We start from the raw sequence: 25,711 nt of genomic DNA, 5'->3' as shown, positions 1-25,711 counted from the left end.
GACCGCGACGGAGGCGGACAGACCCATGTCCAAGCGCGACTATTACGAGGTACTGGGCGTAGAGCGCGGTGCCGATACCAAAGAGATCAAGAAGGCCTACCGCCGGCTCGCCCAGAAGTATCACCCCGACCGTAACCCGGATGACGACACCGCAGCGGAAAAATTTCGCGAGGTCTCCGAGGCCTACGAGGTACTCAGCGACAGCGAGAAGCGTAGCGCCTATGACCAGTTCGGCCATGCCGGCGTAGACGGCCAGGGTGGCGGCGGCTTCGGTGGCGCCGGTGCGGGTGCCGGTGGCTTCAGCGATATCTTCGGCGATGTGTTCGGGGATATCTTCGGCGGCGGTGGCGGCCGGCGCCACCCCAACGCTCCTGCCCGCGGCAGCGACCTGCGCTATAACCTCGAGCTTGACCTCGAGGATGCGGTTGCCGGCACCAGCGTGGATATCCGTGTGCCGCGCCATATCGAGTGCGAGCGCTGCGACGGCGAGGGTGCCGAGCCGGGCTCCAGTAAGGAGACCTGCCCGACCTGCAGCGGTATGGGCCAGGTACGCATGCAGCAAGGCTTCTTCGCCGTGCAGCAGACCTGCCCGACCTGTCATGGCTCCGGCCAGCACATCAAGGTGCCGTGCCATAAGTGTAATGGCGAGGGTCGCGTGCGCGAGACCCGTACCCTGTCGGTGAAGATTCCCGCGGGAGTGGATACCGGCGACCGCATTCGCCTCAACGGCGAGGGCGAGAGCGGCATCAACGGCGGCCCGCCCGGGGACCTCTACGTTCAGGCACATCTCAAGCCGCACCCGATCTTCCAGCGCGACGGTCGCAATCTGCAGTGCGAAGTGCCGATCAACTTCGTGGATGCGGCGCTGGGCGGCGAGCTCGAAGTGCCTACCCTGGATGGCCGGGTCAAGCTGAAGATCCCGGCCGAGACCCAGACCGGCAAGCTCTTCCGCCTGCGTGGCAAGGGCGTCAAGCCGGTGCGCGGCGGCGCCCCGGGCGACCTGATCTGCAAGGTGGTGATCGAGACGCCGGTGAAGCTCAAGGAAGAGCAGAAGGAGCTGCTGCGCCAGTTCCAGGACAGCCTGGGAGGCTCCAGCAGCGCCCACCACTCGCCCAAGAAGAGCGGCTTCTTCGACGGCGTGAAGAAGTTCTTTGAGGACATGAAGCCGTAACGGCCGCATTGCCTCGCAGGCGCTTGTCAGGGCCCCGTCACCGAAAGGTGACGGGGCCCTGCCGTATCTAGAGGCGCCTCACCGCCGCAGGTGATCCAGACGCCAGGCCAGCGCCTCCGCTATAGCCACCCGGCGCGGCGGAAGCGTCGATAGAGGCCGCCGCAGGCGCCGCCCATGGTCAGCAGGGCCAGGGGATAGCCGAGCCGCCAGTCGAGCTCGGGCATATGGGTGAAGTTCATCCCCCAGATGCCGGCGAAGATGGTGGCCACCCCGAAGATCGCCGCCCAGGCGGCGAGCCGCTTGTTTACCTCGCCCTCGTCGATGGCCACCATCGAGAGGTTCACCTGGATGGCGGTGATGATCATCTCGCGGATGGTGTCCACCGCCGACTCGATGCGGTGCAGGTGGTCGTAGACGTCGCGGAAGTACTCCCGGGTCTCGCGGCAGAGTGCCGGCACCCGGCCGCCGAACAGATGACTGACCGCCTCGCCCAGCGGCATGGCGGCGTGTTTCAGCTGCATGGTCTGGCGCTTGAGTTGGTAGAGCCGCTCGAGGCTGGTGCGAGCCGACCCTTGAACGAAGATCTGGTCCTCGATGCTCTCCAGCTCCGCCTCCAGTGTCTGCACCATCGGGAAGTAGTGGTCGACCACCGCATCCAGCAGCGCGTAGAGCACGAAGGCCGGCCCCTGGCTGAGCAGCTTGGGGTCGCTCTCGCAGCGCCTGCGCACCTCGGCGAAGCCCTGGCCCGGATGCAGGCGTACCGAAAGTACATAGCTGGGACCGGCGAATACCGCCACCTGCCCAGACTGCAGTTCGCCCTCGGCCATGGAGACCATGTGCATGATCATGAACAGCGCCGAGTCATACTCCTCGAGCTTGGGACGCTGGTCGCCCTTGAGGGCATCCTCCACGGCCAGCTCATGCAGGTCGAACGCCTCCTGGTAGTGTGCCATCTCCTGTGCGCTGGGGTTGTGCAGGGCCACCCAGACAAAGCGCTCGGGTTGCGTCAGATAGTCGCTAATCTGGTCGGGCCGGATATCCTGCAGGCGGTGGCCCTGGTCGTAGACCACGCAATTGATAAGCATGGCGTGCCCCCCTTGTCGATAGTGTCTTCGCCAGTGCGCAGTATCGCGGGATGCGGGCTCCTTGTCTTCGTCGGAAGGCAAGGCGTCGAGTGAGTGGCGTTGCCGAGGGCAGTATCATAGGCTGGTGCTTTTTTATGTATTCCTGCTGGAGGTGAGGGTCATGTCGAGTCTTCGTGGCGCCCACCTCGGCATGCTGCTGTGGGCTTTTCTGGTCGGGCTCTCTTTCCCGGTGGTGGGATGGCTGAATGCGCTGCCGCCGCTGCAGCTTACCGCGCTGCGCTTTGCGGTCGCCTGCGCCGGGCTCTGGTGGCTGGCCCGGCGCTCACCGGACTTCTGGCCGGCATGGCGGACGCTGCCGCTCTACGGCGTGATGGGCCTGTGCCTGGCCGGCTTCTTCGCGGCCATGTTCTGGGCCGCGCACCGCGCCACGGCCCTATCCATGGCCACACTCTACGTCACCGTGCCGCTGCAGGCCTATGCCATGGGGCTCGTGCTCGGTGTGGAGCGCCGCGCCTGGCGTATGCCCGCCATTTTGCTGCTGGGCGCCTGCGGCGCACTGCTGCTGGCGCTGGCCGAGGCCATGGTCGAGGGCGGTGCCCTGCAACTGGGTCACGGCGAGGCGGTGTTCTTTTTCGGCTGCATGGCCTCGGCGTTGTATCCGGTGGTCAGCAAATGGGGGCTGTCCAGCGGACGACTGGCGTCCTCGGCGGCGGTACGTACCTTCTGGAGCCTGGCGCTTGGGGGGGGGCTGATCGGCGCCCTGGGGCTTGCGATAGAGCCTGCAAGCGAGATTGCCGCTATGGGCATGCGAGACGCGCTGTTGCTGGTCTATCTGGGGCTGGGGTCCAGTGCCCTGACCTTCTGGCTGATGCAGCGTGCCACCGCGGTGCTGACGCCTGGGGTGGTCACCGCCTACGGCTATCTGGTGCCCTTCGTCTCCATGCTGTTGCTGTTCGCGCGTTCGCCGCAGCATATCGGCTGGGTGTGGCTGCCCGGCAGCCTGGCGGTGCTGGTCGCCATGGCGCTGCTGATGTGGCGAGAGCGGCCGGCGCCACCGGCCGGGTAGCGTCGGCTCTGATATACTGGCGCCCATTCTCGAACCGCTACCGCTTACGCAGGAGTTCCTATGACCCGTATCGCCATCGTCGGTGTCGCCGGCCGCATGGGCCGCACCCTGGTCAACGCCGTTCAGCAGGATGATGGCGCCACCCTGGCGGGGGGCATCGTGGAGCCCGGCAGCACGCTGGTGGGGGTCGATATCGGCGAGCTGGCGGGAATCGGCAGGCAGAGGGTGACGGCCGTAGACAGCATCGAGGCCATCGTCGACGATTTCGATGTGCTGATCGACTTCACCGCGCCGCGGGTCACCCTGGCCAACCTGGCATTCTGTGCCGACCACGGCAAGCGCATGGTGATCGGTACCACCGGGCTCGCCGACGAGGAGCTGGCGGCGCTGGATGCCTTCCGCGAACAGATGCCCTTCGTCTTCGCGCCCAACATGAGTGTCGGGGTCAACCTGACCCTCAAGCTCCTGGAAACCGCCGCCAAGGCGCTGGGCGACGAGGGTTACGATATCGAGGTGATCGAGGCGCACCATCGCCACAAGGTGGATGCGCCCTCCGGCACGGCCCTGAAGATGGGCGAGGTAATGGCCGATGCCCTGGAGCGCCCGCTCAAGGAGTACGGTGTGTATGAGCGGGTCGGGCAGTGCGGGCCGCGCAGCGACACGGAGATCGGCTTTGCTACCGTGCGCGCCGGGGATATCGTCGGTGAGCATACCGTGATGTTCGCCACCGAGGGCGAGCGAATCGAGATCACTCACAAGGCGTCCAGCCGCATGACCTTCGCCAAGGGCGCGGTGCGGGCGGCGCGTTGGGTCGCCGATCAGGGCAATGGTCGCTATTCGATGCAGGACGTGCTCGGTCTGGAGTGACTCGGTCTGGAGTGAGGGGCCCCTCGGGGTCAGACCCCATTTCCGGGGGGCTGATCCCATAGGAGAGGAGCGGGGCGAGTCGGCCAAAGGGTAGTCGCCAGGCGGCATTTCCTGTAACATCCCCAAAATTTTGGCCGGGCGCATGGGCGAGAGCCCCTTCACAGCGCTTGTTGCTTCGGCCCCCAGAGTTCTGAGCACATCAGTTCCGAGCGAATGACAACAAGCGGGATGAAACCGGTTTAGATCAGGTTTCATCCCGCTTTTTTGCGACTGGCGTACGGCGGCGCTAGGAAATCCTTGACGAGCAGGAGGGCATTACCTTGAACAGACCCGCGATACTGGCCCTGGAAGACGGCAGTGTGTTTCACGGCACAGCGATTGGCGCTGATGGACAGACCTGCGGTGAGGTGGTGTTCAATACGGCCATGACCGGTTATCAGGAGATTCTTACCGATCCCTCTTATGCCCGCCAGATCGTTACCCTGACATACCCCCATATCGGCAATACCGGCGTCAATGCCGAGGACGTGGAGTCCAGCGGTATTGCCGCCGCCGGCCTGGTGATCCGTGACCTGCCGCTGTTGGCCAGCAACTTCCGCTGTGAGCAGACTCTCTCCGATTACCTCAAGAGTCAGAGCGTGTTGGGCATCGCCGAGATCGATACGCGCCGCCTGACCCGCTTGCTGCGCGACAAGGGGGCCCAGAACGGCGCAATCCTGGCCGGCGCCGAGGCCGAAGGCGATGATGCCGTCGAACGTGCCCTGGCCGCCGCTCGCGACTTCCCGGGCCTGGAGGGCATGGATCTGGCCAAGGTGGTCTCCTGCCAGAGCTCCTACGAATGGAGTGAAGGCGAGTGGACCCTGGGAGAGGGGTATGCCGATGTCATTCAGGGCGATGAGCGCGCCTTTCACGTGGTGGCCTACGACTTCGGGGTGAAGTACAACATCCTGCGCAAGCTGGCCTCCCGGGGCTGCCGGCTGACCGTGGTGCCGGCCCAGACCCCGGCCGCCGAGGTGCTGGCGATGAGCCCGGATGGCATCTTCCTCTCCAACGGCCCCGGCGACCCGGAGCCCTGTGACTATGCCATCAGGGCGATCGAGGAGCTCCTCGAGAGCGGCATTCCGCTGTTCGGCATCTGTCTAGGCCATCAGCTGCTGGCGCTGGCCAGCGGGGCCAGGACCATGAAGATGAACCATGGCCACCATGGTGCCAACCACCCCGTTCAGGATCTCGAGTCAGGCCGCGTGATGATCACCAGCCAGAACCATGGCTTTGCCGCCGACGAGGACAGCTTGCCGACCAATCTGCGTGCCACCCACCGCTCGCTGTTCGACGGCACCCTGCAGGGGGTCGAGCGTACCGATTGTCCCGCCTTCAGTTTCCAGGGACACCCGGAAGAGAGCCCCGGCCCTCGGGACGTCTCGCCGCTGTTCGATCGTTTCGTCGAAATGATGCGGGTTCGTCGGGCCTGAGCCCGCACTTAGAGTCAGATTAGAGCCAGAAACACGTCGCCACTCGTCACTTACTTCTGCGGGAAGCATCATGCCAAAGCGTACCGACATCCAGAGCATCCTGATCATTGGCGCCGGCCCTATCGTCATCGGCCAGGCGTGTGAATTCGACTATTCCGGCGCCCAGGCCTGCAAGGCGCTGCGTGAGGAAGGCTATCGAGTCATCCTGGTCAACTCCAATCCGGCCACGATCATGACCGACCCGGCCATGGCCGACGCCACCTATATCGAGCCGATCACCTGGCAGGCGGTGGAGAAGATCATCGAGGTCGAGAAGCCGGATGCCGTGCTGCCGACCATGGGCGGCCAGACCGCGCTTAACTGTGCCCTGGAGCTCGACAAGCACGGCGTGCTGGCCCGGCACGGCGTGGAGATGATCGGTGCCAATGCCGATGCCATCAACATGGCCGAGGACCGCGACCTCTTCGACCAGGCCATGAGGCGCATCGGCCTGGAATGCCCCAGGGCAAAGGTCGCTCACCGCATGGACGAGGCCTGGGAGATCCAGGGCGAGCTGGGCTTCCCGGTCATCATCCGTCCCTCCTATACCATGGGCGGCTCCGGCGGCGGCGTGGCCTACAACAAGGAGGAGTTCGAGGAGATCTGTACGCGTGGCTTCGAGCTCTCCAACAACCACGAGCTGCTGATAGACGAGTCGCTGCTGGGGTGGAAGGAATACGAGATGGAGGTCGTTCGTGACAAGAACGACAACTGCATCATCGTCTGTGCCATCGAGAACTTCGACCCCATGGGCGTGCACACCGGCGACTCCATCACCGTGGCGCCGGCCCAGACGCTGACCGACAAGGAATACCAGATCATGCGTGACGCCTCCCTGGCGGTGTTGCGTGAGATCGGCGTCGAGACCGGCGGCTCCAACGTGCAGTTCGGCGTCGACCCCGAGACCGGCCGCGTGGTGGTCATCGAGATGAACCCGCGGGTGTCGCGCTCCTCGGCGCTGGCCTCCAAGGCCACCGGCTTCCCGATCGCCAAGATTGCGGCCAAGCTGGCGGTGGGCTACACCCTGGACGAGCTGCAGAACGATATCACCGGCGGTCGCACCCCGGCCTCGTTCGAACCCTCCATCGACTATGTCGTCACCAAGATTCCGCGCTTTACCTTCGAGAAGTTCCCCCAGGCCAACGACCGCCTGACCACCCAGATGAAGTCGGTGGGCGAGGTCATGGCCATCGGTCGCACCTTCCAGGAGTCGCTGCACAAGGCGTTGCGGGGCCTGGAGACCGGCAACGATGGCCTGGATCCCAAGGTGATCCGGTTCGATGCCGACGGCATGGCGCATATCAAGGGCGAGCTGCAGGCCGCCGGCGCCGAGCGCATCTTCTTCATCGCCGATGCCATCCGTGCCGGCATGAGCCGTGATGAGCTCTTCGCCCTGACCAAGATCGATCCCTGGTTCCTGATTCAGCTCGAGGACCTGGTCGCCACCGAGGGCGAGGTCGCCAAGCGTTCGCTGTCCGAGCTCGATGCCCGTGAGCTGTTCCGCCTCAAGCGCAAGGGCTTCTCCGATGCCCGGCTGGCCGCCCTGCTGGGCGTTTCCGAGAAGGAATTCCGCAAGACGCGTCAGAAGGCGGGGATTCGTCCCGTTTACAAGCGGGTCGATACCTGCGCCGCGGAGTTTGCCTCGGATACGGCCTACATGTACTCCACCTACGAGGAGGAGTGCGAGGCCGAGGTCTCGGACCGCCAGAAGATCATGGTGCTGGGCGGTGGGCCCAACCGCATCGGCCAGGGCATCGAGTTCGACTACTGCTGCGTGCATGCCGCCTTCGCCATGCACGACGACGGCTACGAGACCGTGATGGTCAACTGCAACCCGGAAACCGTCTCCACCGACTACGACACCAGCGACCGCCTCTACTTCGAGCCGGTGACCCTGGAAGACGTGCTGGAGATCGCCGACAAGGAGCAGCCGGTGGGCGTGATCGTGCAGTTCGGCGGCCAGACCCCGCTGAAGCTGGCTCGTGAGCTGGAGGCCGCCGGCGTGCCCATCATCGGCACCACTCCGGACGCCATCGACCGCGCCGAGGACCGCGAGCGCTTCCAGAAGATGATCGACAAGCTGGGCCTCAGGCAGCCGCCCAACGCCACCGCGCGCAGCTTCGAGGAGGCCTTCGCCAAGGCTGAGACCATCGGTTATCCGCTGGTGGTGCGCCCCAGTTACGTGCTGGGGGGGCGCGCCATGGAGATCGTCTATGACGCCTCCGAGCTCGAAAATTACATGACCCACGCGGTCAAGGTCTCCAACGACTCGCCGGTGCTGCTCGACCACTTCCTCAACGCCGCGGTCGAGATCGATATCGATGCGGTCAGCGACGGCAAGGAGGTGGTGATCGGCGGCATCATGCAGCATATCGAGCAGGCCGGCGTGCACTCCGGTGACTCCGCCTGTTCACTGCCGCCCTACTCGCTGCCCGCCGAGGTGCAGGACGCGATGCGCGACCAGGTCCGCCAGATGGCGGTGGAGCTGGGTGTCAAAGGGCTGATGAACGTGCAGCTGGCCTGGCAGGACGGCGAGATCTATATCATCGAGGTCAATCCGCGTGCCTCGCGCACCGTGCCCTTCGTCTCCAAGTGCATCGGTACCTCGCTGGCCCAGATCGCCGCGCGTTGCATGGCCGGCATCACGCTCGCCGATCAGGGCTTCACCCGAGAGATCGTGCCGCACTTCTTCAGCGTCAAGGAGGCTGTCTTCCCCTTCAACAAGTTCCAGGGGGTCGACCCCATCCTGTCGCCGGAGATGAAGTCGACCGGCGAGGTCATGGGCAGCGGCGATACCTTTGCCGAGGCCTTCTACAAGGCGCAGCTGGGGGCCGGCGAGGCGATTCCGCCGATTTCCGGCCCGCGCAAGGCGTTCCTCTCGGTGCGCGAGCCGGACAAGGCGGGTGTTATCGAGGTGGCGCGTTCTCTGGTAACATTGGGCTTCACGCTGTGCGCGACCCGCGGTACCGCGGCGGCCCTCGAGGTCGCGGGTATCGACGTCGAGGTCGTGAACAAGGTCTTTGAAGGCCGCCCGCATATCGTCGATCTGCTCAAGAACGACGAGATCGCTTATATCGTCAATACCACCGAGGGTCGCCAGGCGATCAACGACTCTTCGGTGATCCGTCGCACCGCGCTTGCCCGCAAGGTCCCCTACGCCACCACACTGGCGGGGGCCAGTGCCGTTTGTCTGGCGCTTGAGTACGGCAACGAGATCACGGTGCGGCGGCTACAGGAACTGCATGCAGGAGCTGCACAATGAACAAGGTCCCGATGACCGTCGCCGGAGAGTCGCGCCTGCGCCAGGAGCTAGAGCACCTCAAGGGCGAGGCGCGTCCCAGGGTGATTGCCGCCATCGCCGAGGCCCGCGAGCATGGTGATCTCAAGGAGAACGCCGAATACCATGCGGCCCGCGAGGAGCAGGGCTTTATCGAGGGGCGCATCCAGGAGATCGAGGGCAAGCTCTCGAACTCCCAGGTGATCGACGTCACCAAGCTGCCCAAGACCGGCAAGGTGATCTTCGGTGTCACCGTGGAGCTGTTTAACCTCGATACCGACGAGGAAGTCACCTACCGGATCGTCGGCGAGGATGAGGCGGATATCAAGCAGAGCCTGATCTCGGTGACCTCGCCTATCGCCCGTGCCCTGATCGGCAAGGAAGAGGGCGATGTGGTGGTGGTCAGGACCCCCGGCGGCGACGTCGAGTACGAGATCTCCAGCGTCGAGCACCTGTGACCCTTCGGGTAGCTGTAAGCTTTAAGTCGCAAGCTGTAAGTTAAAACCTAAACACCCCCCAAGGCGCCGCCTTGGGGGGTGTTTTCTTACAGCTTAAAGCTTATGGCTTCCAGCTCGCGCGGAGCGCGTCAGTGCCGGCCGTGATGCCCTTCGTAACGCTGGACGTTGGAGAGCTTGGGGTTGGCCCGCGGGTTGCGCCGATAGAGCAGCGCCATCTTGCCGATCTTCTGTACCAGCTCGGCGCGGCTGGCGGTGACCAGCTCCTCGAGCATGGCGGCGCGCTCGTCGCGCTCCGGCATGGCAAACTTCACCTTGATCAGTTCGTGATCGTTGAGGGCTCGGTCGAGCTCCGCCAGCACTCCTTCGGAGATGCCGTTCTCGGAGATCATTACCACCGGGTTGAGGTGGTGGCCGATGCTGCGAAATGCTTTCTTTTGTGCCTGTGACAAGCTCATGGTATCTTGCGTCTTCTCGGTTGCGCGCAGCCCGTCATGGTACGCGCAAATCGTCACGCCGAAAACGTCTTCGGTGAAAGCGCCGTCTTGGCCGGCTATTTCTCGGCGCTCCAGTACCGTTTTTTACTACGCGCCAAGTCCTGTTTCCGTCATACCCCAGGTGATGCCGTGGCTCGTTCCCGCACCTCATCCTCCGCCTCCGGCAAGCACTCCGCCAGCAAGACCAGCAAGGGCTGGCTGAAGGAGCACTTCGACGATCAATACGTGCAGCGCTCCTGGCAGGAGGGCTATCGCTCGCGAGCCAGCTTCAAGTTGATCGAGCTCGACGAGAAGGACCGGCTGCTCTTGCCGGGCATGACGGTGATCGACCTGGGGGCGGCGCCCGGGGGCTGGAGCCAGGTCGCGGCCGAGAAGGTGGGCCCCGAGGGGGTAGTGATCGCCTCGGATATCCTCGAGATGGACGGCCTGGCCGGAGTCGACTTCATTCAGGGTGACTTCACCGAGGAATCGGTTCTCGACGCCATCCTGGCGGCGCTCGGCGAGCGACCGGTGGATCTGGTGATCTCCGACATGGCCCCCAACATGAGTGGCATGGCGGCCATCGACCAGCCCCAGGCGATGTATCTGGTGGAGCTGGCGCTGGACCTGGCCGGCCAGACCCTGCGTCCCGGCGGTACCTTCCTGGCCAAGGTGTTCCAGGGTGAAGGATTCGATGAATACCTGAAGGCGCTGCGCGGCGCCTTCTCGCGGGTGGTCACCCGCAAGCCCGGCGCCTCGCGGGCGCGCTCCCGAGAGGTCTATCTGCTGGCCCAGGGCTTCCGTGGATAGCGACAGACAAGTGTGAAAGTCCGGTTGATCGGCGCCCGCGAGGCGCCACGATAACGACGATAGTCCCGGCCTAATGAGCCCATTGCCAGACAGCGCAGAACAAGATGTGTCACAGTGGCTGTCGCGAATGACCGCCGCGTAGCGGTGGTCGAACGCGGCCGCCTCATGTAGTGTCCAACGTGCCAGGTCCTTGCGGCCGACAGATTTCAGATATTGAGGGTAGTCCCTTGAACGATATGGCGAAGAACCTGATCCTGTGGTTGGTCATCGCGGCAGTGCTGCTGACGGTGTTCAACAACTTCAGCGTCGACAACTCACCTCAGACGATGAACTACTCCCAGTTCGTCCAGCAGGTGCAGAATCAGCAGGTGCGCACCGTCACCATCGATGGCTATACCATCACCGGTGAGCGTACCGACGGGTCGCAGTTTCAGACCATCCGCCCGGCGGCGGAAGATCCCAAACTGATGGATGACCTGCTTTCCAGTAATGTCACCGTGGTGGGCAAGGAGCCCGAGCAGCAGAGCCTGTGGATGCGCCTGCTGATCGCCAGCTTCCCGATCCTGCTGATCCTGGCCATCTTCATGTTCTTCATGCGACAGATGCAGGGCGGGGGAGCCGGCAAGGGCGGTCCCATGAGCTTCGGCAAGTCCAAGGCCAAGCTGCTGTCCCAGGACCAGATCAAGACCACCTTCTCCGACGTGGCGGGTTGCGACGAGGCCAAGGAAGAAGTCGAGGAGCTGGTCGACTTCCTGCGTGATCCCACCAAGTTCCAGCGCCTGGGCGGCACCATTCCCCGCGGTGTGCTGATGGTGGGGCCGCCGGGTACCGGCAAGACGCTGCTCGCCAAGTCGATCGCCGGCGAGGCCAAGGTGCCGTTCTTCTCGATCTCGGGCTCCGATTTCGTCGAGATGTTTGTCGGCGTGGGCGCCTCCCGCGTACGTGACATGTTCGAGCAGGCCAAGAAGCAGGCGCCCTGCATCATCTTCATCGACGAAATCGACGCCGTGGGCCGTTCCCGCGGGGTCGGCATGGGTGGGGGTAACGACGAGCGCGAACAGACCCTCAACCAGCTGCTGGTCGAGATGGATGGCTTCGAGGCCAACGAGGGCATCATCGTCATCGCCGCCACCAACCGCCCCGACGTTCTCGACCCCGCGCTGCTGCGCCCGGGCCGTTTCGACCGTCAGGTGGTGGTGCCGCTGCCCGATATCCGTGGCCGCGAACATATCCTCAACGTGCACCTGCGCAAGGTACCGCTGGGTGATGATGTCAAGCCGACACTGATCGCGAGGGGCACCCCTGGCTTCTCCGGCGCCGACCTGGCCAACCTGGTCAACGAGGCCGCCCTGTTCGCCGCCCGGCGCAACAAGCGCCTGGTGGGCATGGATGAGCTGGAGATGGCCAAGGACAAGATCATGATGGGTGCCGAGCGTCGCTCCATGGTCATGACCGAGAAGGAGAAGCTCAATACTGCCTACCATGAGTCGGGTCACGCCATCATCGGCCTGGTAATGCCCGAGCATGACCCGGTCTACAAGGTAACCATCATCCCGCGGGGTCGCGCCCTGGGTGTGACCATGTTCCTGCCCGAGCAGGACCGCTACAGCCTGTCGCGCCAGCAGATCATCAGTCAGATCTGTTCGCTGTTCGGCGGCCGTATCGCCGAGGAGATGACGCTCGGCCCGAATGGAGTGACCACGGGGGCCTCCAACGATATCAAGCGTGCCACCGAGCTTGCCCATAACATGGTGGCCAAGTGGGGCCTCTCCGAGGAGATGGGGCCGATCATGTACGACGAGGATGAGTCCCATCAGTTCATGGGTGGCTCCGGTCAGGGTGGCAAGCTCAAGTCCGGCGAGACCGTGTCCAAGCTCGACAAGGAAGTGCGCAAGGTCATCGATGACTGCTATGCCCAGGCCAAGCAGATCCTCGATGAGAACAGCGACAAGCTCGATGCCATGGCCGATGCGCTGATGAAGTACGAGACCATCGACTCCACTCAGCTCAAGGACATCATGGCGGGACGTGACCCGCAGCCGCCCGAAGGCTGGGATGATCCCAGCGGCGGCGCCCCTTCCGCCGGTGGCAGCGAGCCCGAGCCGGTGAGCGATGCCGACGCGCCGGAGCAAGGCGACAGCGATGGGGATGATGATGGTGAGCCGCGGCGTCGGCCCTCCGATCCCCTCGGTGGCCCCGCCGGCTCCTGAGTTCATCACGGCACTCTCTCGACAGGCGCCCCCGCGGGGGCGCCTTTGCGATTCTAGTTCACTCCACTGCGATACCCGTCGAGCAAAGATGACTGCGAATTCCTCCTCCCTGATGTGTGGCCGGCACCGGCTCGACCTCTCCTATCCCCGTGTCATGGGGATCCTCAACGTCACCCCCGACTCCTTCTCCGATGGCGGTCGCCATGTGGCGCTGGATGACGCCCTGCGCCATGCCGAGCGCATGTTGTCGGAAGGCGCGGCAATCATCGACGTCGGTGGCGAGTCGACCCGGCCGGGGGCCGCCTCGATATCGTCTCAGGAAGAGCTCGAACGGGTGGCGTCGGTGGTGGAAGTGCTGGTGCGCGAACTCGATGCCCTGGTGTCGGTGGATACCAGTAGCCCCGAGGTGATGCGCGAGAGTGCCGCCCTGGGGGCGGGGATGATCAACGATGTCCGTGCGCTGGAGCGTGAGGGGGCCCTGGCGGCCGCCGTCGGCAGCGGCCTGCCGGTGTGTCTGATGCATCGCCAGGGCGAGCCCCGCGACATGCAGCAAGCGCCCCGTTATGATGTGCCCATCGAGGAGGCGGTAGCCGAATTCCTTGCCGAGCGAGTGGCCGCCTGCGAGGCCGCCGGCCTGCGCCGTGATCGGCTGTTGCTCGATCCGGGCTTCGGCTTCGGCAAGACGGTGGAACATAACCTGCGCCTGCTCAATCGCCTGGAGTGTCTCGCCGACCTCGAGCTGCCGCTGCTGGTGGGAATGTCGCGCAAGAGCATGATCGGCAAGGTGCTGGATCGCCCGGTCGAGGAGCGCCTGCCCGGAGGGTTGGCGTTGACGGCCCTGTCGGTCGAGCGCGGCGCCCGCATCCTGCGTGTCCACGATGTTGCCCCCAGCGTGGACGCGGTGAACATGACATGGGCCGTACTCGAGGAGGGTTGTTGATGGCACGACGTTATTTTGGAACGGATGGAATTCGTGGCACCGTGGGCGAGGCGCCGATCACCGCTGACTTCATGCTCAAGCTGGGCTGGGCCACCGGGCGTGTGCTTGCCGCGCGTAACCCCCGGCGCCGTTGCCGGGTACTGATCGGCAAGGACACTCGCATTTCAGGCTATATGTTCGAATCGGCCCTGGAGGCGGGGCTCTCGGCGGCGGGGGTCGACGTGGCGCTGCTCGGCCCCATGCCGACCCCGGGTATCGCCTACCTGACGCGAACCTTCCGTGCCGATGCCGGCATTGTCATCTCGGCATCGCATAACCCCTTCGCCGATAACGGCATCAAGTTCTTCTCCACCGAGGGCGCCAAGCTCAGCGACGAGCTCGAGGAAGCGATCGAGGCGATGCTCGATGAGCCGCTGACCACCGTGCCCGCGGACTGCCTGGGCAAGGCCGAGCGCATCGATGATGCCGACGGCCGCTATATCGAGTTCTGCAAGTCCACCATTCCCGACCGGGTCAGCCTCGCGGGCCTCAGGGTCGTGCTGGATTGTGCTCACGGTGCCACCTATCACATCGCCCCCAGCGTGTTTCGTGAGCTGGGCGCCGAGGTCAGCCTGATCGGCGCCACCCCCGATGGGCTCAATATCAATCGCGAGGTGGGCTCCACGCATCCGGCAGCGCTGCGTGCGGCCGTGATCCGCCAGGGGGCAGACCTGGGGGTGGCCTTCGACGGTGACGGTGACCGTGTACTGCTGGTGGATAGCGATGGCCGCGAGATCGACGGTGACGATATCCTCTACCTGATCGCCCGTGATCGCCATGCGCGCGGTCAGCTGGGTGGCGGCGTGGTCGGCACCCTGATGTCGAACTTCGGCCTGGCCGCGGCGCTGGAGACCATGGGCGTACCCTTTGAGCGCGCCAAGGTGGGTGATCGCTATGTCATGGAGCGGCTCGCCTGCAACGGCTGGCAGCTGGGTGGCGAGTCGTCCGGCCATATCGTCTGCGGCCATGTGCAGACCACCGGTGACGGCATCGTCTCGGCGCTGCAGGTGCTGGCCTTCATGGTACGTGAGGGCAAGTCGCTGCAGAGCCTGCTGGCCGGCCTGGAAAAGGCGCCCCAGGCGCTGGTCAATGTGCGCCTGACGCCCGGCAGCGATGCCCGGGCGGTGATGGCCATGCCGGCGCTTCAGGCGTCGGTGAGCGAGGCCGAGAGCGAGCTCGGCGAAGAGGGTCGGGTGCTGTTGCGTCCCTCCGGCACCGAGCCGCTGATTCGGGTGATGGTCGAAGGGCGCCCGCACCTGGACGTGGATGGCCTGGCGCGGCGGCTCGCCGAGCGGGTCGAGACGTTGCTCGAGGCCTGAGCGCACAGGGTGGCCGGTTGTCTTGACAGGGCCTCTCCTATACCATTTCGCTCCACCTTGAAAGAGGACAGTCGATGCGCACGCCGCTGATCGCCGGTAATTGGAAGATGAACGGTTCCACCGAACTGGTGGAAACCTTCGGCCGCACCTTCTCCCGTGCCGAGTTGCCAAGCTCGGTGGAGGTGGCGATCTTTCCGCCCTATCCCTATCTGGGGGCGGCACGGAGTGCCTTCGCCGAGTCGCCGCTGGCGCTCGGGGCCCAGACGCTGAACCCGCACCCCTCGGGGGCGCATACCGGTGAGGTGAACGGGTCCATGCTGCGCGAGTTCGCCGTCCAGTATGCCCTGGTGGGTCACTCCGAGCGTCGTCAGCTCTACCGCGAGGGAGACGATCAGGTGCTCGAGCGCCTGCTGGCAGCACTCGATGTCGACATCACGCCGGTGCTTTGCGTGGGCGAAACCCTCGCGGAGCGCGATGCCGGGGATACCCAGCGAGTGGTGCTGCATCAGGTCGACCACGTGATGTCGAGGCTGGAGCCGAAGCAGCGGGAGCGCGTGATCATCGCCTATGAGCCGGTCTGGGCCATTGGTACCGGCCGTACCGCCACGCCCGAGCAGGCCCAGGAGGTCATGGCCGTGATTCGCGGTTACCTGGCCGGCCTCGATGGTGACCTGGCGGCTGTGCTGCGGCTGCTTTACGGCGGCAGCATGAACGCGGGCAATGCAGCGGAGCTGCTTGCCCAGCCCGATATCGACGGCGGCCTGGTGGGCGGTGCCTCACTCAAGGTCGACGATTTCCTAGCCATCTGTCAGTCAGCAGGTTGATTCCATGCAAGTTGCCATTCTCATGACCCACGTGACGGTCGCCATCGCCCTGATCGTCTTTATCCTGCTGCAGCAGGGCAAGGGTGCCGAGGCCGGTGCCTCCTTCGGTGGCGGCGCCTCCCAGACGGTGTTCGGCTCCCGCGGCAGCGGTGGCTTCCTGTCGAAATTTACCGCCCTGCTGGCGGCAGCCTTCTTCGCGACCTCCCTGGCCCTGGCCTGGTACGCGGGCCAGGCCGGTGACGCGCCGGAGGCAGGCATTCCCGACGCACGCCTTATCGAGCAGCAGAATAACGTGCCGGCTCTTGACGAAGGTGAGTCAAGCATGGATAATGCAGCGCCAGTGCTGGAGGGCAGCGACGACTAGATCGCTGTGCAGTTTCCAGCCTCCCCTGATGCCGAAGTGGTGGAATTGGTAGACACGCTATCTTGAGGGGGTAGTGACCTTACGGTCGTGCGGGTTCAAGTCCCGCCTTCGGCACCATCTGAATCATCACGACGCTTGTTGAAAGCCTATCGACGTCGAGGATTCTTCAGAAGCAGGATTGGCAAAGCGGTGTGCAGTCCTTGACGAATATGTCAGCGGCATGTAATATCACCGACCTAGATTGATGCGGGGTGGAGCAGTCTGGTAGCTCGTCGGGCTCATAACCCGAAGGTCATCGGTTCAAATCCGGTCCCCGCTACCATCTTCCGGCAGGTGCCTATCGAATGCGCAACGCGCGCTTTCGAGTGAAGGGGCAGCCACTAATCGCCGGAATGGTTTACAGGTTTCTTGTGAAAGCCCCTTCCTGCGAAGGGGCTTTTTGTTAGCAGCTTGCTCAGGGCGCCAAGCGCCGGGGCACTGTTCCGGGCAATGCCAATCAGCCACCTGACTTCCCAGTTCACTCCCGGCCAGGTGCCTGATGCAACGGCTGTAGGAGTCTATTCCGTGGCTACCAAGGATGCTGCGCTACACACATTGATCGACCCGGTGGTCACCGCCATGGGCTTCGAGTTGTGGGGCATCGACCATCTCTCCCAGGGTAAACACTCGCGCCTGGTGATCTACATCGATCACGATGACGGTATCACCGTCGACGACTGTGCGGATATCAGTCGCCAGGTCAGCGCTCTGCTCGATGTGGAAGACCCGATTTCCGGCGAGTATCGCCTCGAGGTCTCCTCGCCGGGGATGGATCGTCCGCTATTTACCCTCGACCATTTTTCCCGCTACCGCGGCCATGATGTGGCCCTGAAGTTGCGGACGCCCTTCGAGGGGCGTCGCAAGTTCCAGGGTCGGCTGGCCGGCGTCGAGGGTGACGAGGTGCTGCTGCAGGTCGATGGCGAGGAATACTGTTTCCCCGTCGATGGCATCGATCAGGCCCGCGTGGTGCCCCGTTTCGAGGATTAGCCCGCGGTTCAAGGATTCGGCCTCCCCGAGGGGAGGCGTATTGAGCATCAGCTCGAGAACAGGTTTTCTGGCGAGGCAAAGGCATGAGTAAAGAGATTCTGGCGGTCGTCGATGCGATCTCCAATGAAAAAGGGGTTCCCCGCACGGTGATCTTCGAAGCCGTCGAGGCGGCTCTGGCCAGTGCGTCGCGCAAGCGCTTCGAGGATGAAGAGGCCAGCGTGCGGGTGCATATCGATCGCGGCACCGGCGACTACGAGACCTTTCGTCGCTGGGAGGTGGTCGAGGATGATGACTTCGACGGCCCCGACCATCAGATCAAGCTCACCTTTGCCGAGCGTCGCGACCCGCCGCTGGGCCTGGGTGACGTGGTCGAGGAGCGCATCGAGAATGCCGAGTTCGGCCGTATCGCCGCCCAGACCGCCAAGCAGGTCATCGTCCAGAAGGTTCGCGAGGCCGAGCGTGCCGAAGTGGTGCGCCTCTATGCCGACCGTGAAGAAGAGCTGGTCTCGGGCATCGTCAAGAAGACCACCCGGGATGGCCTGATCATCGACCTGGGCGACAACGCCGAGGCGTTTCTGCCGCGCAGCGAGATGATTCCCGGCGAGCGTTACCGCATGAATGAGCGGGTTCGCGCGTTGCTGGTCAAGGTCGACCCGGAGGCACGCGGTGCCCAGCTGATCCTGTCGCGTACCTGCCCCGAGCTGATCATCGAGCTGTTCAGTATCGAGGTCCCGGAGATCGCCGAGCAGCTGATCGAGATCAAGGGAGCCGCTCGCGACCCCGGGTCTCGCGCCAAGATCGCGGTGAAGACCAACGATCGTCGAATCGATCCGGTGGGCGCCTGTGTGGGCATGCGAGGCTCACGCGTTCAGGCGGTCTCCACGGAACTGCAGAACGAGCGCGTCGATATCGTGCTGTGGGATGACAACCCCGCCCAGCTGGTGATCAACGCCATGGCGCCGGCGGATGTGGCCTCCATCCTGGTCGATGAGGATGCCCACGCCATGGATGTGGCCGTCGCCGAGGATAACCTGGCCCAGGCCATCGGCCGTAGCGGCCAGAATGTGCGCCTGGCCTCCGAGCTCACCGGCTGGCGGATCAACGTCATGACCGAGGCCGAGGCGGAGGACAAGCGGGACCAGGAAATCGACAGCCTGGTGGAGCACTTCGTGCAGCATCTCGACGTCGACGATGAGGTGGCGCGCCTGCTGGTGGAAGAAGGCTTCACCACCCTGGAGGAAATTGCCTACGTGCCGGTCGAGGAAATGCTCGAGATCGAGGAGTTCGATGAGGAAACCGTCGAGGAACTCCGGGCGCGTGCCAAGGATGAGCTGCTCAACCTCGCCATCGCCTCCGAGGAGCAACTCGACGGTGCCCAGCCCGCCGATGACCTGCTGGAGATGGACGGCATGGAGCGCCACCTGGCCTTCATCCTGGCCAGCCGTGAGATCGTCAGCATGGAGGATCTGGCCGAGCAGTCCGTCGATGATCTGCTGGATATCGAGGGCATGGATGAGGAGCGTGCCGCGTCACTGATCATGACTGCCCGTGCGCCCTGGTTTGAAAGCGAGTAGTTCGCATAGGAGCGACTCGACGGCGAATAACGTGCAGACAAGGGTCCGATGCCGAGCGCTCGGACCGGCAGCATTCGAAGCGAACAGAATTGGGGTCACGGGCTCAGGAGGGTCTACATGTCAGACATGACCGTTAAGGATTTTGCAGCGAAGGTGGGGCGCGATGCTCCCCGCCTGCTGGAACAGATGAAAGAAGCCGGGCTCAAGCACAAGTCCGAGAACGACGCCGTGTCCGAGGAGGACAAGCGGCAGCTGCTCGACCACCTGACCAAGAGCCATGGTGGCAGTGCCGAGAAGGCGGCGCCGAAGAACCGTATCACCTTGACGCGCAAGACGCGCAGTCGCATCAATACCGGCGAGCGTGGCAAGACCATCGAGGTGCAGGTGCGCAAGAAGCGCACCTACGTCAAGCGTGCCGAGGAAGAGAGCAAGCCGGAACCGGTGGAAGATGCCGGCCCACGCCAGCTGGTCGGCGATATGGCCGATTCCCAGCAGGCCCAGGCCGCCAAGGAGGCCCGCGAGGCCGAGGAGGCCAAGGCCCGCGCCGCGGAAAAGGCGGCCCAGGAGGCTGCCGCCAAGCTGGAGGCCCAGAAGGCCGCCGAAGTGCCCGATATTCCGCTGCCCGAACTCGAGACGCCGGCGCCGAGCAACGAGCCTCCGGCACCGCCCAAGGAGGGGCGTACCGACCGTCGTACTGCGCCGCCCAAGAAGGCCGCCGCCAAGAAGGGGCGCCACGATCGAGACGACGATCGCGGTGATCGCGAGGATCGTCGCCGTGGCGGCAAGAAGGCCAAGCGCGCCGAGCGTCGCGGCGGTCGCCGCGGTGGCAACACCCAGGGCAATGGCAAGCATGGTTTCCAGAAACCGACTCAGCCGATCGTCCGTGAAGTGTCGATCCCCGAGTCGATCAGCGTTGCCGAGCTGGCCGACAAGATGTCGATCAAGGCCAACGAAGTCATCAAGACCATGTTCACCATGGGTGCTGCGGTGACCATCAACCAGACCATCGACCAGGATACGGCAGCCATCGTGGTCGAGGAGATGGGCCACAAGCCCAAGCTGGTCAAGGACGATGCGCTGGAAGAAGAAGTGCTGGAAAGCATTTCCTACGAGGGTGAAGAGCTCACTCGCGACCCGGTGGTGACCGTGATGGGTCACGTCGACCACGGCAAGACTTCATTGCTGGACCATATCCGCCAGGCCAAGGTGGCTACCGGCGAGGCGGGCGGCATCACCCAGCATATCGGCGCCTACCATGTGAGTGGCGACAAGATCCGAGGCGATCACGGCGTTACCTTCCTGGATACGCCGGGTCACGCGGCCTTCACCGCCATGCGTGCCCGTGGCGCCAAGGCGACCGACGTGGTGATCCTGGTGGTCGCCGCCGACGACGGCGTGATGCCCCAGACCATCGAGGCGGTCGAGCATTCCAGGGCCGCCGAGGTTCCCCTGGTGGTGGCCGTCAACAAGATCGACAAGCCGTCCGCCGACCCGGATCGTGTCAAGAACGAGCTCTCCCAGCACGGAGTCATCTCCGAGGAATGGGGCGGCGACACCCAGTTCGTTCACGTCTCCGCCAAGACCGGCGAGGGCATCGACGAGCTGCTCGAGGCGGTACTGCTGGTCTCCGAGGTGCTCGAGCTCAAGGCCGTTCCCGAGGCGCCCGGCAAGGGCGTGGTGGTCGAGTCGCGCCTGGACAAGGGGCGCGGCCCGGTGGCCTCCGTTCTGGTCCAGAACGGTACCCTGAAGAAGGGCGATATCGTGCTGGCCGGCCTGCATTATGGCCGCGTGCGCGCCCTGACCAACGAGCTCGGCAAGCAGGTCGACGAGGTCGGTCCGGCGATGCCGGTGGAAATCCAGGGCCTCGACGGTACCCCCGAAGCGGGCGATGACTTCATGGTCGTGGCCGACGACAAGAAGGCACGTGAGGTCGCCAACTTCCGTCAGGGCAAGTATCGGGAAGTCCGCCTGGCGCGCCAGCAGAAGGCCAAGCTGGAGAACATGTTCAGCCAGATGGGCAAGGAAGTGGCCGCCAAGCTCAACATCGTGCTCAAGGCCGACGTCCAGGGCTCCCTGGAGGCGATCAGAAGCGCACTGGAAGAGCTCTCCACCGGCGAAGTGGAAGTGGCCGTGGTCTCCTCCGGTGTGGGTGGCATCACCGGCACCGACGCCAACCTGGCGCTGGCCTCCGAGGCCATCGTGGTCGGCTTCAACGTGCGTGCCGATGTCGCGGCTCGCGAGATCATCGAGCGCGAAGGCCTCGACCTGCGCTACTACAGCGTCATCTACCAGCTGATCGATGAGGTCAAGCAGGCGATGAGCGGCATGCTGGCGCCGGAATGGAAGGAAGAGATCGTCGGCGTGGCCGAGGTTCGTGACGTCTTCCGTGCGCCGAAGATCGGCGCCGTGGCCGGCTGCATGGTGGTCGAGGGCAGTGTCTTCCGTAACAAGAAGATCCGCGTACTGCGCGATAACGTGGTGATCTACGAGGGCGAGCTCGAGTCGCTGCGTCGCTTCAAGGACGATGCCCAGGAAGTGCGCAACGGCATGGAGTGCGGCATCGGCGTGAAGAACTACAACGATGTTCAGGTCGGCGACAAGATCGAGGTCTTCGACCAGATCCGGGTCGAGCGGACGCTCTAGGAGCCAAGCATGCGCGAATTCAAGCGTACCGATCGGGTAGCCGACCAGCTCCAGAAGGAGCTGGCGGTACTCATCCAGCGCGAGGTCAAGGACCCGCGCCTGGGCATGATCACCGTCAGCGGCGTCGATGTCAGCCGTGACCTCGGCTATGCCGATGTGCATGTGACCCTGCTCGGTGAGGATACGCCGGAACGGATCAAGGAGAACCTCAAGGTTCTCAAGCAGGCCGCCGGCTTCCTGCGCGGGCAGATCGCCCGCCGCATCAAGCTGCGTCATGTGCCGGAACTGCGCTTTCATTACGATGAGAGCGTGGTGCGGGGCCAACGCCTCTCCTCGCTGATCGACGAGGCGGTGGAGAGCGATCGTTTTCGTCACGGTGACGATGAGGCCGCCGATGACGAGGGATCCGACGACGAGTCCAGGAACGACTGATGGCTCGACGTCGCCGCGGCCTTCCCGTCAACGGAGTTCTGCTGCTGGACAAGCCCGCGGGCCTGTCCAGCAATCATGCCTTGCAGCGGGCCCGACGCCTGTTCCAGGCCCAGAAGGCCGGTCATACCGGTACCCTGGACCCCATGGCGACCGGCCTGCTGCCGGTGTGCTTCGGCGAGGCGACAAAGTTCTCCGCCCACCTGCTGGCGTCCGACAAGGTCTATCGCACCCGGGTGGAGCTGGGCGTGGTGACCGATACCGGCGATGCGGAAGGAGAGGTGGTCGAGCGTCTGGTCGTCCCGCCCCTGACCGCCGCCGAGGTGGAGGCCGTGCTGGCTCGCTTTCATGGCGAGATCGAGCAGGTGCCGCCGATGTACTCGGCGCTCAAGCACCAGGGACGCAAGCTCTACGAGCTGGCCCGCGAGGGCAAGTCGGTGGAGCGTGCAGCCCGGCGCGTGACGGTGTATGATGCGCGGCTCGCTTCCTTCGAGGGTAGCGCCTTCGAGCTGGAGGTGACGGTCAGCAAGGGCACTTATGTGCGCACCCTGGCCGAGGACATCGGCCGTGCGCTCGGCAGCGGCGCGCATATCAGCGCGCTGCGTCGCCTGGCGACCGGCCCCTTCGGCGCCGAGGGCATGCTGACGCTGGCGTCCCTGGAGGCACTGCCCGACCAGGCGGCCCGGGAAGCGACGCTGCTGCCGGTCGATGTGCTGGCCGAGCACCTGCCGCGACTCGCGGTCGACCCCGTAGCAGCCAGGCGCCTGACCCAGGGTCAAGCGGCCGCGGTGGATGCCGGCGAGACCGGCGTCGGGGAAACGGCAAGGCTCTACTGCAACGAGGCCTTTCTGGGGCTCGGTGTGGTGACGACGCCACAGGAAGTGGCGCCGAAACGGCTGCTGAGCACCGCAGCCGATTGAGGGAGATACGCCCGAGACTGCAAATATGCGTGGTCTCACACACTCATTATTCAGGCATATTGCTTACTGGAGAGACAGATGGCACTGACAGCCGAGCAGAAGTCGACAATCGTCAGCGAATTTGGTCGTGGCGACAACGACACCGGTTCCCCCGAAGTGCAGGTGGCCCTGCTGAGCGCCAACATTAATGGCCTGCAGGACCACTTCAAGACCAACAAGCAGGATCACCACTCGCGTCGTGGCCTGATCCGCATGGTCAACCAGCGCCGCAAGCTGCTGGACTACCTGAAGCGCAAGGACCTCGAGCGTTATCAGGCTCTGATCCAGCGTCTGGGTCTGCGTCGCTAAGCGTCGTATTCCACGCGGTAACAAAACGGGCAGCCTTCGGGCTGCCCGTTTTGCTGTTTGGCCGGAAATCTCGCTATCCGGTGGCCGCGGGGCGCGTCAACCCCTAAAATGGTCGGCGAGTCGAAGCGCCCCAAACACAGAAAAGTAGATATTGAAGGAAGTCGCCGTGAATCCGGTCAAGAAGACATTTCAGTACGGTCGCAGCACCGTCACCCTGGAAACCGGGCGCATCGCCCGCCAGGCCTCCGGTGCCGTGATGGTTACCATGGACGATACCGTGGTGCTGTGCACCGTGGTTGCCAGGAAAGACGCCAAGCCCTCCCAGCCATTCTTCCCGCTCTCCGTGCACTATCAGGAGAAGACCTATGCGGTCGGCAAGATTCCCGGCGGCTTCTTCAAGCGCGAGGGACGCCCCACCGAGAAGGAAACCCTTACCTCGCGGCTGATCGACCGCCCGATCCGCCCGCTCTTCCCCAAGGGCTTCATGAACGAGGTGCAGGTCGTCTGTACCGTGCTCTCCACCGATCGTAACCATGATCCGGATATCGCGGCGCTGCTCGGCACGTCCGCGGCCCTGGCGATCTCCGGAGTGCCCTTCAGTGGCCCCATCGGCGCGGCCCGGGTCGGCTTCAGCGAGGAGAATGGCTACTTCCTGAACCCCACCGTGGAAGAGCTCGCCAGCTCCGAGCTGAACATGGTTGTCGCCGGTACCGAGAAGGCGGTGCTGATGGTGGAGTCCGAGGCCGATGAGCTGCTCGAGGACGAGATGCTCGGCGCCGTGCTCTATGGCCACCAGGAAATGCAGACGGCGATCCAGGCCATCAACGAGCTCGTCGCCGAGGCGGGCAAGCCGAAATGGGATTGGCAGCCGCCGGTGGAGAACACCGCACTCAAGTCCGCGATGGCCGAGGCCTTCGAGGGTCGTGTGGGCGAGGCCTATCGCATCACCGACAAGATGGAGCGTCAGGACGCCCTGTCGGCCCTCAAGGCCGAAGCGGTGGAGCAGCTGGCCGGTGAAGACGACGGCACATTCGAGGCCGACGATGTCAAAGGCGCCTTCTCGAGCCTCGAGAAGCGCGTGGTGCGCTCCCGTGTGGTGAAGGGCGAGCCGCGCATCGATGGTCGTGACCACAAGACCGTGCGTCCGTTGGAGATCGAGGTGGGTAACCTGCCCAAGACCCACGGTTCGGCGATCTTCACCCGTGGCGAGACCCAGGCCATCGTGGTGGCCACCCTGGGTACCCTGCGCGACTCTCAGCTGATCGAATCACTGGAAGGTGAGCGCAAGGACCGCTTCCTGCTGCACTACAACTTCCCTCCCTACAGCGTAGGGGAAGCCGGCTTCATGGGCGGGCCCAAGCGTCGCGAGATCGGCCACGGTCGCCTGGCGCGTCGCGGTGTTCAGGCCATGCTGCCCGACGATGCCGAGTTCCCGTACACCATCCGCGTGGTCTCCGAGATCACCGAGTCCAACGGCTCCAGCTCCATGGCCTCCGTATGCGGCACCTCGCTGGCCCTGATGGATGCCGGCGTACCCATCAAGGCGCCGGTGGCCGGCATCGCCATGGGCCTGGTCAAGGATGATGACGGCGTTGCCGTACTCACCGATATCCTCGGCGACGAGGACCACCTCGGCGACATGGACTTCAAGGTGGCCGGCTCCGGCGATGGCGTGACTGCCCTGCAGATGGACATCAAGATCGAGGGCATCAACGAGGAGATCATGGAGCAGGCGCTGCAGCAGGCGCTGGAGGCACGCCTCAGCATCCTCGAGCAGATGAACACGGTGATTGCCCAGAGCCGCGCCGAGGTCTCCGATAACGCCCCCTCCATGGCCACCATCAAGATCGATCCCGAGAAGATCCGCGACGTGATTGGCAAGGGTGGCGCCACCATCCGCAAGATCTGCGAGGACACCGGCGCCTCCATCGATCTCGATGACGACGGTACCGTGCGTATCTATGCCGAGGACAAGTCGGCGGCCAAGGCGGCCATCGACACCGTGGTGGCGATTACCGCCGAGCCCGAGATCGGCAAGCTCTACCGCGGCAAGGTGGTGCGTATCGCCGACTTCGGCGCCTTCGTCAACATCATGCCCGGCACCGATGGCCTGGTGCACATCTCACAGATCGTGCCGGAGCGGGTCAACGACGTGCGTGACTTCCTCAACGAGGGCGACGAGCCCATCGTCAAGGTGCTCGATATCGATAACCGCAACCGGGTGAAGCTCACCATCAAGGAGATCACCCCGGAAGAGAAGGCGGCATTCGAGGCCGAAGCGGCCGCCGAGCCCGAGCTTTAAGTGAGCGCCTTCGGCGAGCTCTAAGCGATAAGCTTTAAGCCGTAAGAAAACCCTT

The 25,711-nt window shown here is 64.3% G+C and carries 21 protein-coding genes and 2 tRNA genes; 21 read left to right on the top strand and 2 right to left on the bottom strand.

Annotated elements, in window-relative coordinates; genetic code table 11:
* Positions 1 to 25: 25 nt before the first annotated feature.
* Positions 26 to 1,171 carry a molecular chaperone DnaJ gene (gene dnaJ / locus Q358_RS0114145; RefSeq protein WP_027962567.1) on the top strand — a complete coding sequence of 382 codons (1,146 nt, stop codon included), beginning with the start codon at positions 26 to 28 and terminating at the stop codon, positions 1,169 to 1,171.
* 119 nt (positions 1,172 to 1,290) lie between these two features.
* Here the strand turns inward: dnaJ and corA are convergent, their stop codons facing one another.
* Positions 1,291 to 2,256: a magnesium/cobalt transporter CorA gene (gene corA / locus Q358_RS0114140; RefSeq protein WP_027962566.1), complete on the bottom strand. Its 966-nt coding sequence runs from the start codon at positions 2,254 to 2,256 to the stop codon at positions 1,291 to 1,293.
* A gap of 160 nt (positions 2,257 to 2,416) precedes the next feature.
* On the opposite strand from corA, the gene Q358_RS17680 reads away from it, so the two are divergent.
* The 5 genes from Q358_RS17680 to greA all read left to right on the top strand — a co-directional run bounded on the left by Q358_RS17680 (position 2,417) and on the right by greA (position 9,435).
* On the top strand, positions 2,417 to 3,322 hold the full coding sequence (locus Q358_RS17680) for a DMT family transporter (protein ID WP_043488515.1): 906 nt from the start codon (positions 2,417 to 2,419) through the stop codon (positions 3,320 to 3,322).
* A 60-nt stretch (positions 3,323 to 3,382) separates the two neighbouring features.
* Positions 3,383 to 4,189 carry a 4-hydroxy-tetrahydrodipicolinate reductase gene (gene dapB, locus Q358_RS0114130; protein ID WP_027962565.1) on the top strand — a complete coding sequence of 269 codons (807 nt, stop codon included), beginning with the start codon at positions 3,383 to 3,385 and terminating at the stop codon, positions 4,187 to 4,189.
* A 320-nt stretch (positions 4,190 to 4,509) separates the two neighbouring features.
* Positions 4,510 to 5,661, top strand: coding sequence for a glutamine-hydrolyzing carbamoyl-phosphate synthase small subunit (gene carA, locus Q358_RS0114125; RefSeq protein WP_027962564.1), 1,152 nt, complete (start codon positions 4,510 to 4,512; stop codon positions 5,659 to 5,661).
* A gap of 70 nt (positions 5,662 to 5,731) precedes the next feature.
* Positions 5,732 to 8,962 (top strand): carbamoyl-phosphate synthase large subunit, encoded by a 3,231-nt coding sequence (gene carB / locus Q358_RS0114120; RefSeq protein WP_027962563.1) that lies wholly within the window; start codon positions 5,732 to 5,734, stop codon positions 8,960 to 8,962.
* Positions 8,959 to 9,435, top strand: a complete 477-nt coding sequence (gene greA, locus Q358_RS0114115) for a transcription elongation factor GreA (protein WP_027962562.1) — start codon at positions 8,959 to 8,961, stop codon at positions 9,433 to 9,435. Before carB ends, greA begins: the two co-directional genes overlap by 4 nt.
* A 128-nt stretch (positions 9,436 to 9,563) precedes the next feature.
* Here the strand turns inward: greA and yhbY are convergent, their stop codons facing one another.
* The gene (yhbY, locus tag Q358_RS0114110) at positions 9,564 to 9,890 is read right to left on the bottom strand and encodes a ribosome assembly RNA-binding protein YhbY (RefSeq protein WP_027962561.1); all 327 of its coding nucleotides are present in this window, start codon (positions 9,888 to 9,890) and stop codon (positions 9,564 to 9,566) included.
* Between the two features lie 168 nt (positions 9,891 to 10,058).
* Here yhbY and rlmE point away from each other — a divergent pair, with 168 nt between their 5' ends.
* The 15 genes from rlmE (at position 10,059) to pnp (ending at position 25,656) form a co-directional block, all read left to right on the top strand.
* Positions 10,059 to 10,718, top strand: a complete 660-nt coding sequence (gene rlmE, locus Q358_RS0114105; protein ID WP_027962560.1) for a 23S rRNA (uridine(2552)-2'-O)-methyltransferase RlmE — start codon at positions 10,059 to 10,061, stop codon at positions 10,716 to 10,718.
* Between the two features lie 227 nt (positions 10,719 to 10,945).
* On the top strand, positions 10,946 to 12,928 hold the full coding sequence (ftsH, locus tag Q358_RS0114100) for an ATP-dependent zinc metalloprotease FtsH (protein WP_027962559.1): 1,983 nt from the start codon (positions 10,946 to 10,948) through the stop codon (positions 12,926 to 12,928).
* 88 nt (positions 12,929 to 13,016) lie between these two features.
* Positions 13,017 to 13,868, top strand: a complete 852-nt coding sequence (gene folP / locus Q358_RS0114095) for a dihydropteroate synthase (RefSeq protein ID WP_027962558.1) — start codon at positions 13,017 to 13,019, stop codon at positions 13,866 to 13,868.
* Positions 13,868 to 15,226: a phosphoglucosamine mutase gene (gene glmM, locus Q358_RS0114090; RefSeq protein WP_027962557.1), complete on the top strand. Its 1,359-nt coding sequence runs from the start codon at positions 13,868 to 13,870 to the stop codon at positions 15,224 to 15,226. The genes folP and glmM overlap by 1 nt, the downstream gene beginning before the upstream one ends.
* Positions 15,227 to 15,300: 74 nt before the next feature.
* Positions 15,301 to 16,050 (top strand): triose-phosphate isomerase, encoded by a 750-nt coding sequence (gene tpiA, locus Q358_RS0114085; protein WP_027962556.1) that lies wholly within the window; start codon positions 15,301 to 15,303, stop codon positions 16,048 to 16,050.
* A gap of 4 nt (positions 16,051 to 16,054) precedes the next feature.
* On the top strand, positions 16,055 to 16,414 hold the full coding sequence (gene secG, locus Q358_RS0114080; protein WP_027962555.1) for a preprotein translocase subunit SecG: 360 nt from the start codon (positions 16,055 to 16,057) through the stop codon (positions 16,412 to 16,414).
* Between the two features lie 30 nt (positions 16,415 to 16,444).
* A tRNA-Leu gene (locus Q358_RS0114075) sits at positions 16,445 to 16,531 on the top strand.
* A gap of 128 nt (positions 16,532 to 16,659) precedes the next feature.
* Positions 16,660 to 16,736: transfer RNA gene (locus tag Q358_RS0114070), tRNA-Met, on the top strand.
* A 242-nt stretch (positions 16,737 to 16,978) separates the two neighbouring features.
* Entirely contained in the window at positions 16,979 to 17,440 is a 462-nt protein-coding gene (gene rimP, locus Q358_RS0114065; RefSeq protein WP_027962554.1) for a ribosome maturation factor RimP, read from the top strand.
* 83 nt (positions 17,441 to 17,523) lie between these two features.
* Positions 17,524 to 19,014, top strand: coding sequence for a transcription termination factor NusA (nusA, locus tag Q358_RS0114060; RefSeq protein ID WP_027962553.1), 1,491 nt, complete (start codon positions 17,524 to 17,526; stop codon positions 19,012 to 19,014).
* A 117-nt stretch (positions 19,015 to 19,131) separates the two neighbouring features.
* Positions 19,132 to 21,657, top strand: a complete 2,526-nt coding sequence (infB, locus tag Q358_RS0114055; protein WP_027962552.1) for a translation initiation factor IF-2 — start codon at positions 19,132 to 19,134, stop codon at positions 21,655 to 21,657.
* 9 nt (positions 21,658 to 21,666) lie between these two features.
* On the top strand, positions 21,667 to 22,089 hold the full coding sequence (gene rbfA / locus Q358_RS0114050) for a 30S ribosome-binding factor RbfA (protein WP_027962551.1): 423 nt from the start codon (positions 21,667 to 21,669) through the stop codon (positions 22,087 to 22,089).
* A complete protein-coding gene (gene truB, locus Q358_RS0114045; RefSeq protein ID WP_027962550.1) occupies positions 22,089 to 23,006 on the top strand; it encodes a tRNA pseudouridine(55) synthase TruB in 918 nt (305 codons plus the stop codon). Before rbfA ends, truB begins: the two co-directional genes overlap by 1 nt.
* 78 nt (positions 23,007 to 23,084) lie before the next feature.
* Positions 23,085 to 23,354, top strand: coding sequence for a 30S ribosomal protein S15 (gene rpsO, locus Q358_RS0114040; RefSeq protein ID WP_027962549.1), 270 nt, complete (start codon positions 23,085 to 23,087; stop codon positions 23,352 to 23,354).
* A gap of 166 nt (positions 23,355 to 23,520) precedes the next feature.
* Positions 23,521 to 25,656, top strand: a complete 2,136-nt coding sequence (gene pnp, locus Q358_RS0114035; RefSeq protein ID WP_027962548.1) for a polyribonucleotide nucleotidyltransferase — start codon at positions 23,521 to 23,523, stop codon at positions 25,654 to 25,656.
* Positions 25,657 to 25,711: the final 55 nt, after the last annotated feature.

This window comes from Halomonas halodenitrificans DSM 735 (assembly GCF_000620045.1).
GTDB classification, from domain to species: domain Bacteria; phylum Pseudomonadota; class Gammaproteobacteria; order Pseudomonadales; family Halomonadaceae; genus Halomonas; species Halomonas halodenitrificans.
Note: the sequence above shows the minus strand (reverse complement) of the source record. Positions and strands in the feature narration are given on the sequence as shown.

Excerpts from the sequence above, each read along its gene's own strand:
- dapB (WP_027962565.1), top strand. The coding sequence starts at position 3,383 with ATGACCCGTATCGCCATCGTCGGTGTCGCCGGCCGCATGGGCCGCACC.
- secG (WP_027962555.1), top strand. The coding sequence starts at position 16,055 with ATGCAAGTTGCCATTCTCATGACCCACGTGACGGTCGCCATCGCCCTG.
- yhbY (WP_027962561.1), bottom strand. The coding sequence starts at position 9,890 with ATGAGCTTGTCACAGGCACAAAAGAAAGCATTTCGCAGCATCGGCCAC.
- Q358_RS17680 (WP_043488515.1), top strand. The coding sequence starts at position 2,417 with ATGTCGAGTCTTCGTGGCGCCCACCTCGGCATGCTGCTGTGGGCTTTT.
- nusA (WP_027962553.1), top strand. The coding sequence starts at position 17,524 with ATGAGTAAAGAGATTCTGGCGGTCGTCGATGCGATCTCCAATGAAAAA.
- carB (WP_027962563.1), top strand. The coding sequence starts at position 5,732 with ATGCCAAAGCGTACCGACATCCAGAGCATCCTGATCATTGGCGCCGGC.
- rpsO (WP_027962549.1), top strand. The coding sequence starts at position 23,085 with ATGGCACTGACAGCCGAGCAGAAGTCGACAATCGTCAGCGAATTTGGT.
- corA (WP_027962566.1), bottom strand. The coding sequence starts at position 2,256 with ATGCTTATCAATTGCGTGGTCTACGACCAGGGCCACCGCCTGCAGGAT.
- truB (WP_027962550.1), top strand. The coding sequence starts at position 22,089 with ATGGCTCGACGTCGCCGCGGCCTTCCCGTCAACGGAGTTCTGCTGCTG.
- tpiA (WP_027962556.1), top strand. The coding sequence starts at position 15,301 with ATGCGCACGCCGCTGATCGCCGGTAATTGGAAGATGAACGGTTCCACC.
- folP (WP_027962558.1), top strand. The coding sequence starts at position 13,017 with ATGACTGCGAATTCCTCCTCCCTGATGTGTGGCCGGCACCGGCTCGAC.
- rbfA (WP_027962551.1), top strand. The coding sequence starts at position 21,667 with ATGCGCGAATTCAAGCGTACCGATCGGGTAGCCGACCAGCTCCAGAAG.
- greA (WP_027962562.1), top strand. The coding sequence starts at position 8,959 with ATGAACAAGGTCCCGATGACCGTCGCCGGAGAGTCGCGCCTGCGCCAG.
- dnaJ (WP_027962567.1), top strand. The coding sequence starts at position 26 with ATGTCCAAGCGCGACTATTACGAGGTACTGGGCGTAGAGCGCGGTGCC.
- glmM (WP_027962557.1), top strand. The coding sequence starts at position 13,868 with ATGGCACGACGTTATTTTGGAACGGATGGAATTCGTGGCACCGTGGGC.
- infB (WP_027962552.1), top strand. The coding sequence starts at position 19,132 with ATGTCAGACATGACCGTTAAGGATTTTGCAGCGAAGGTGGGGCGCGAT.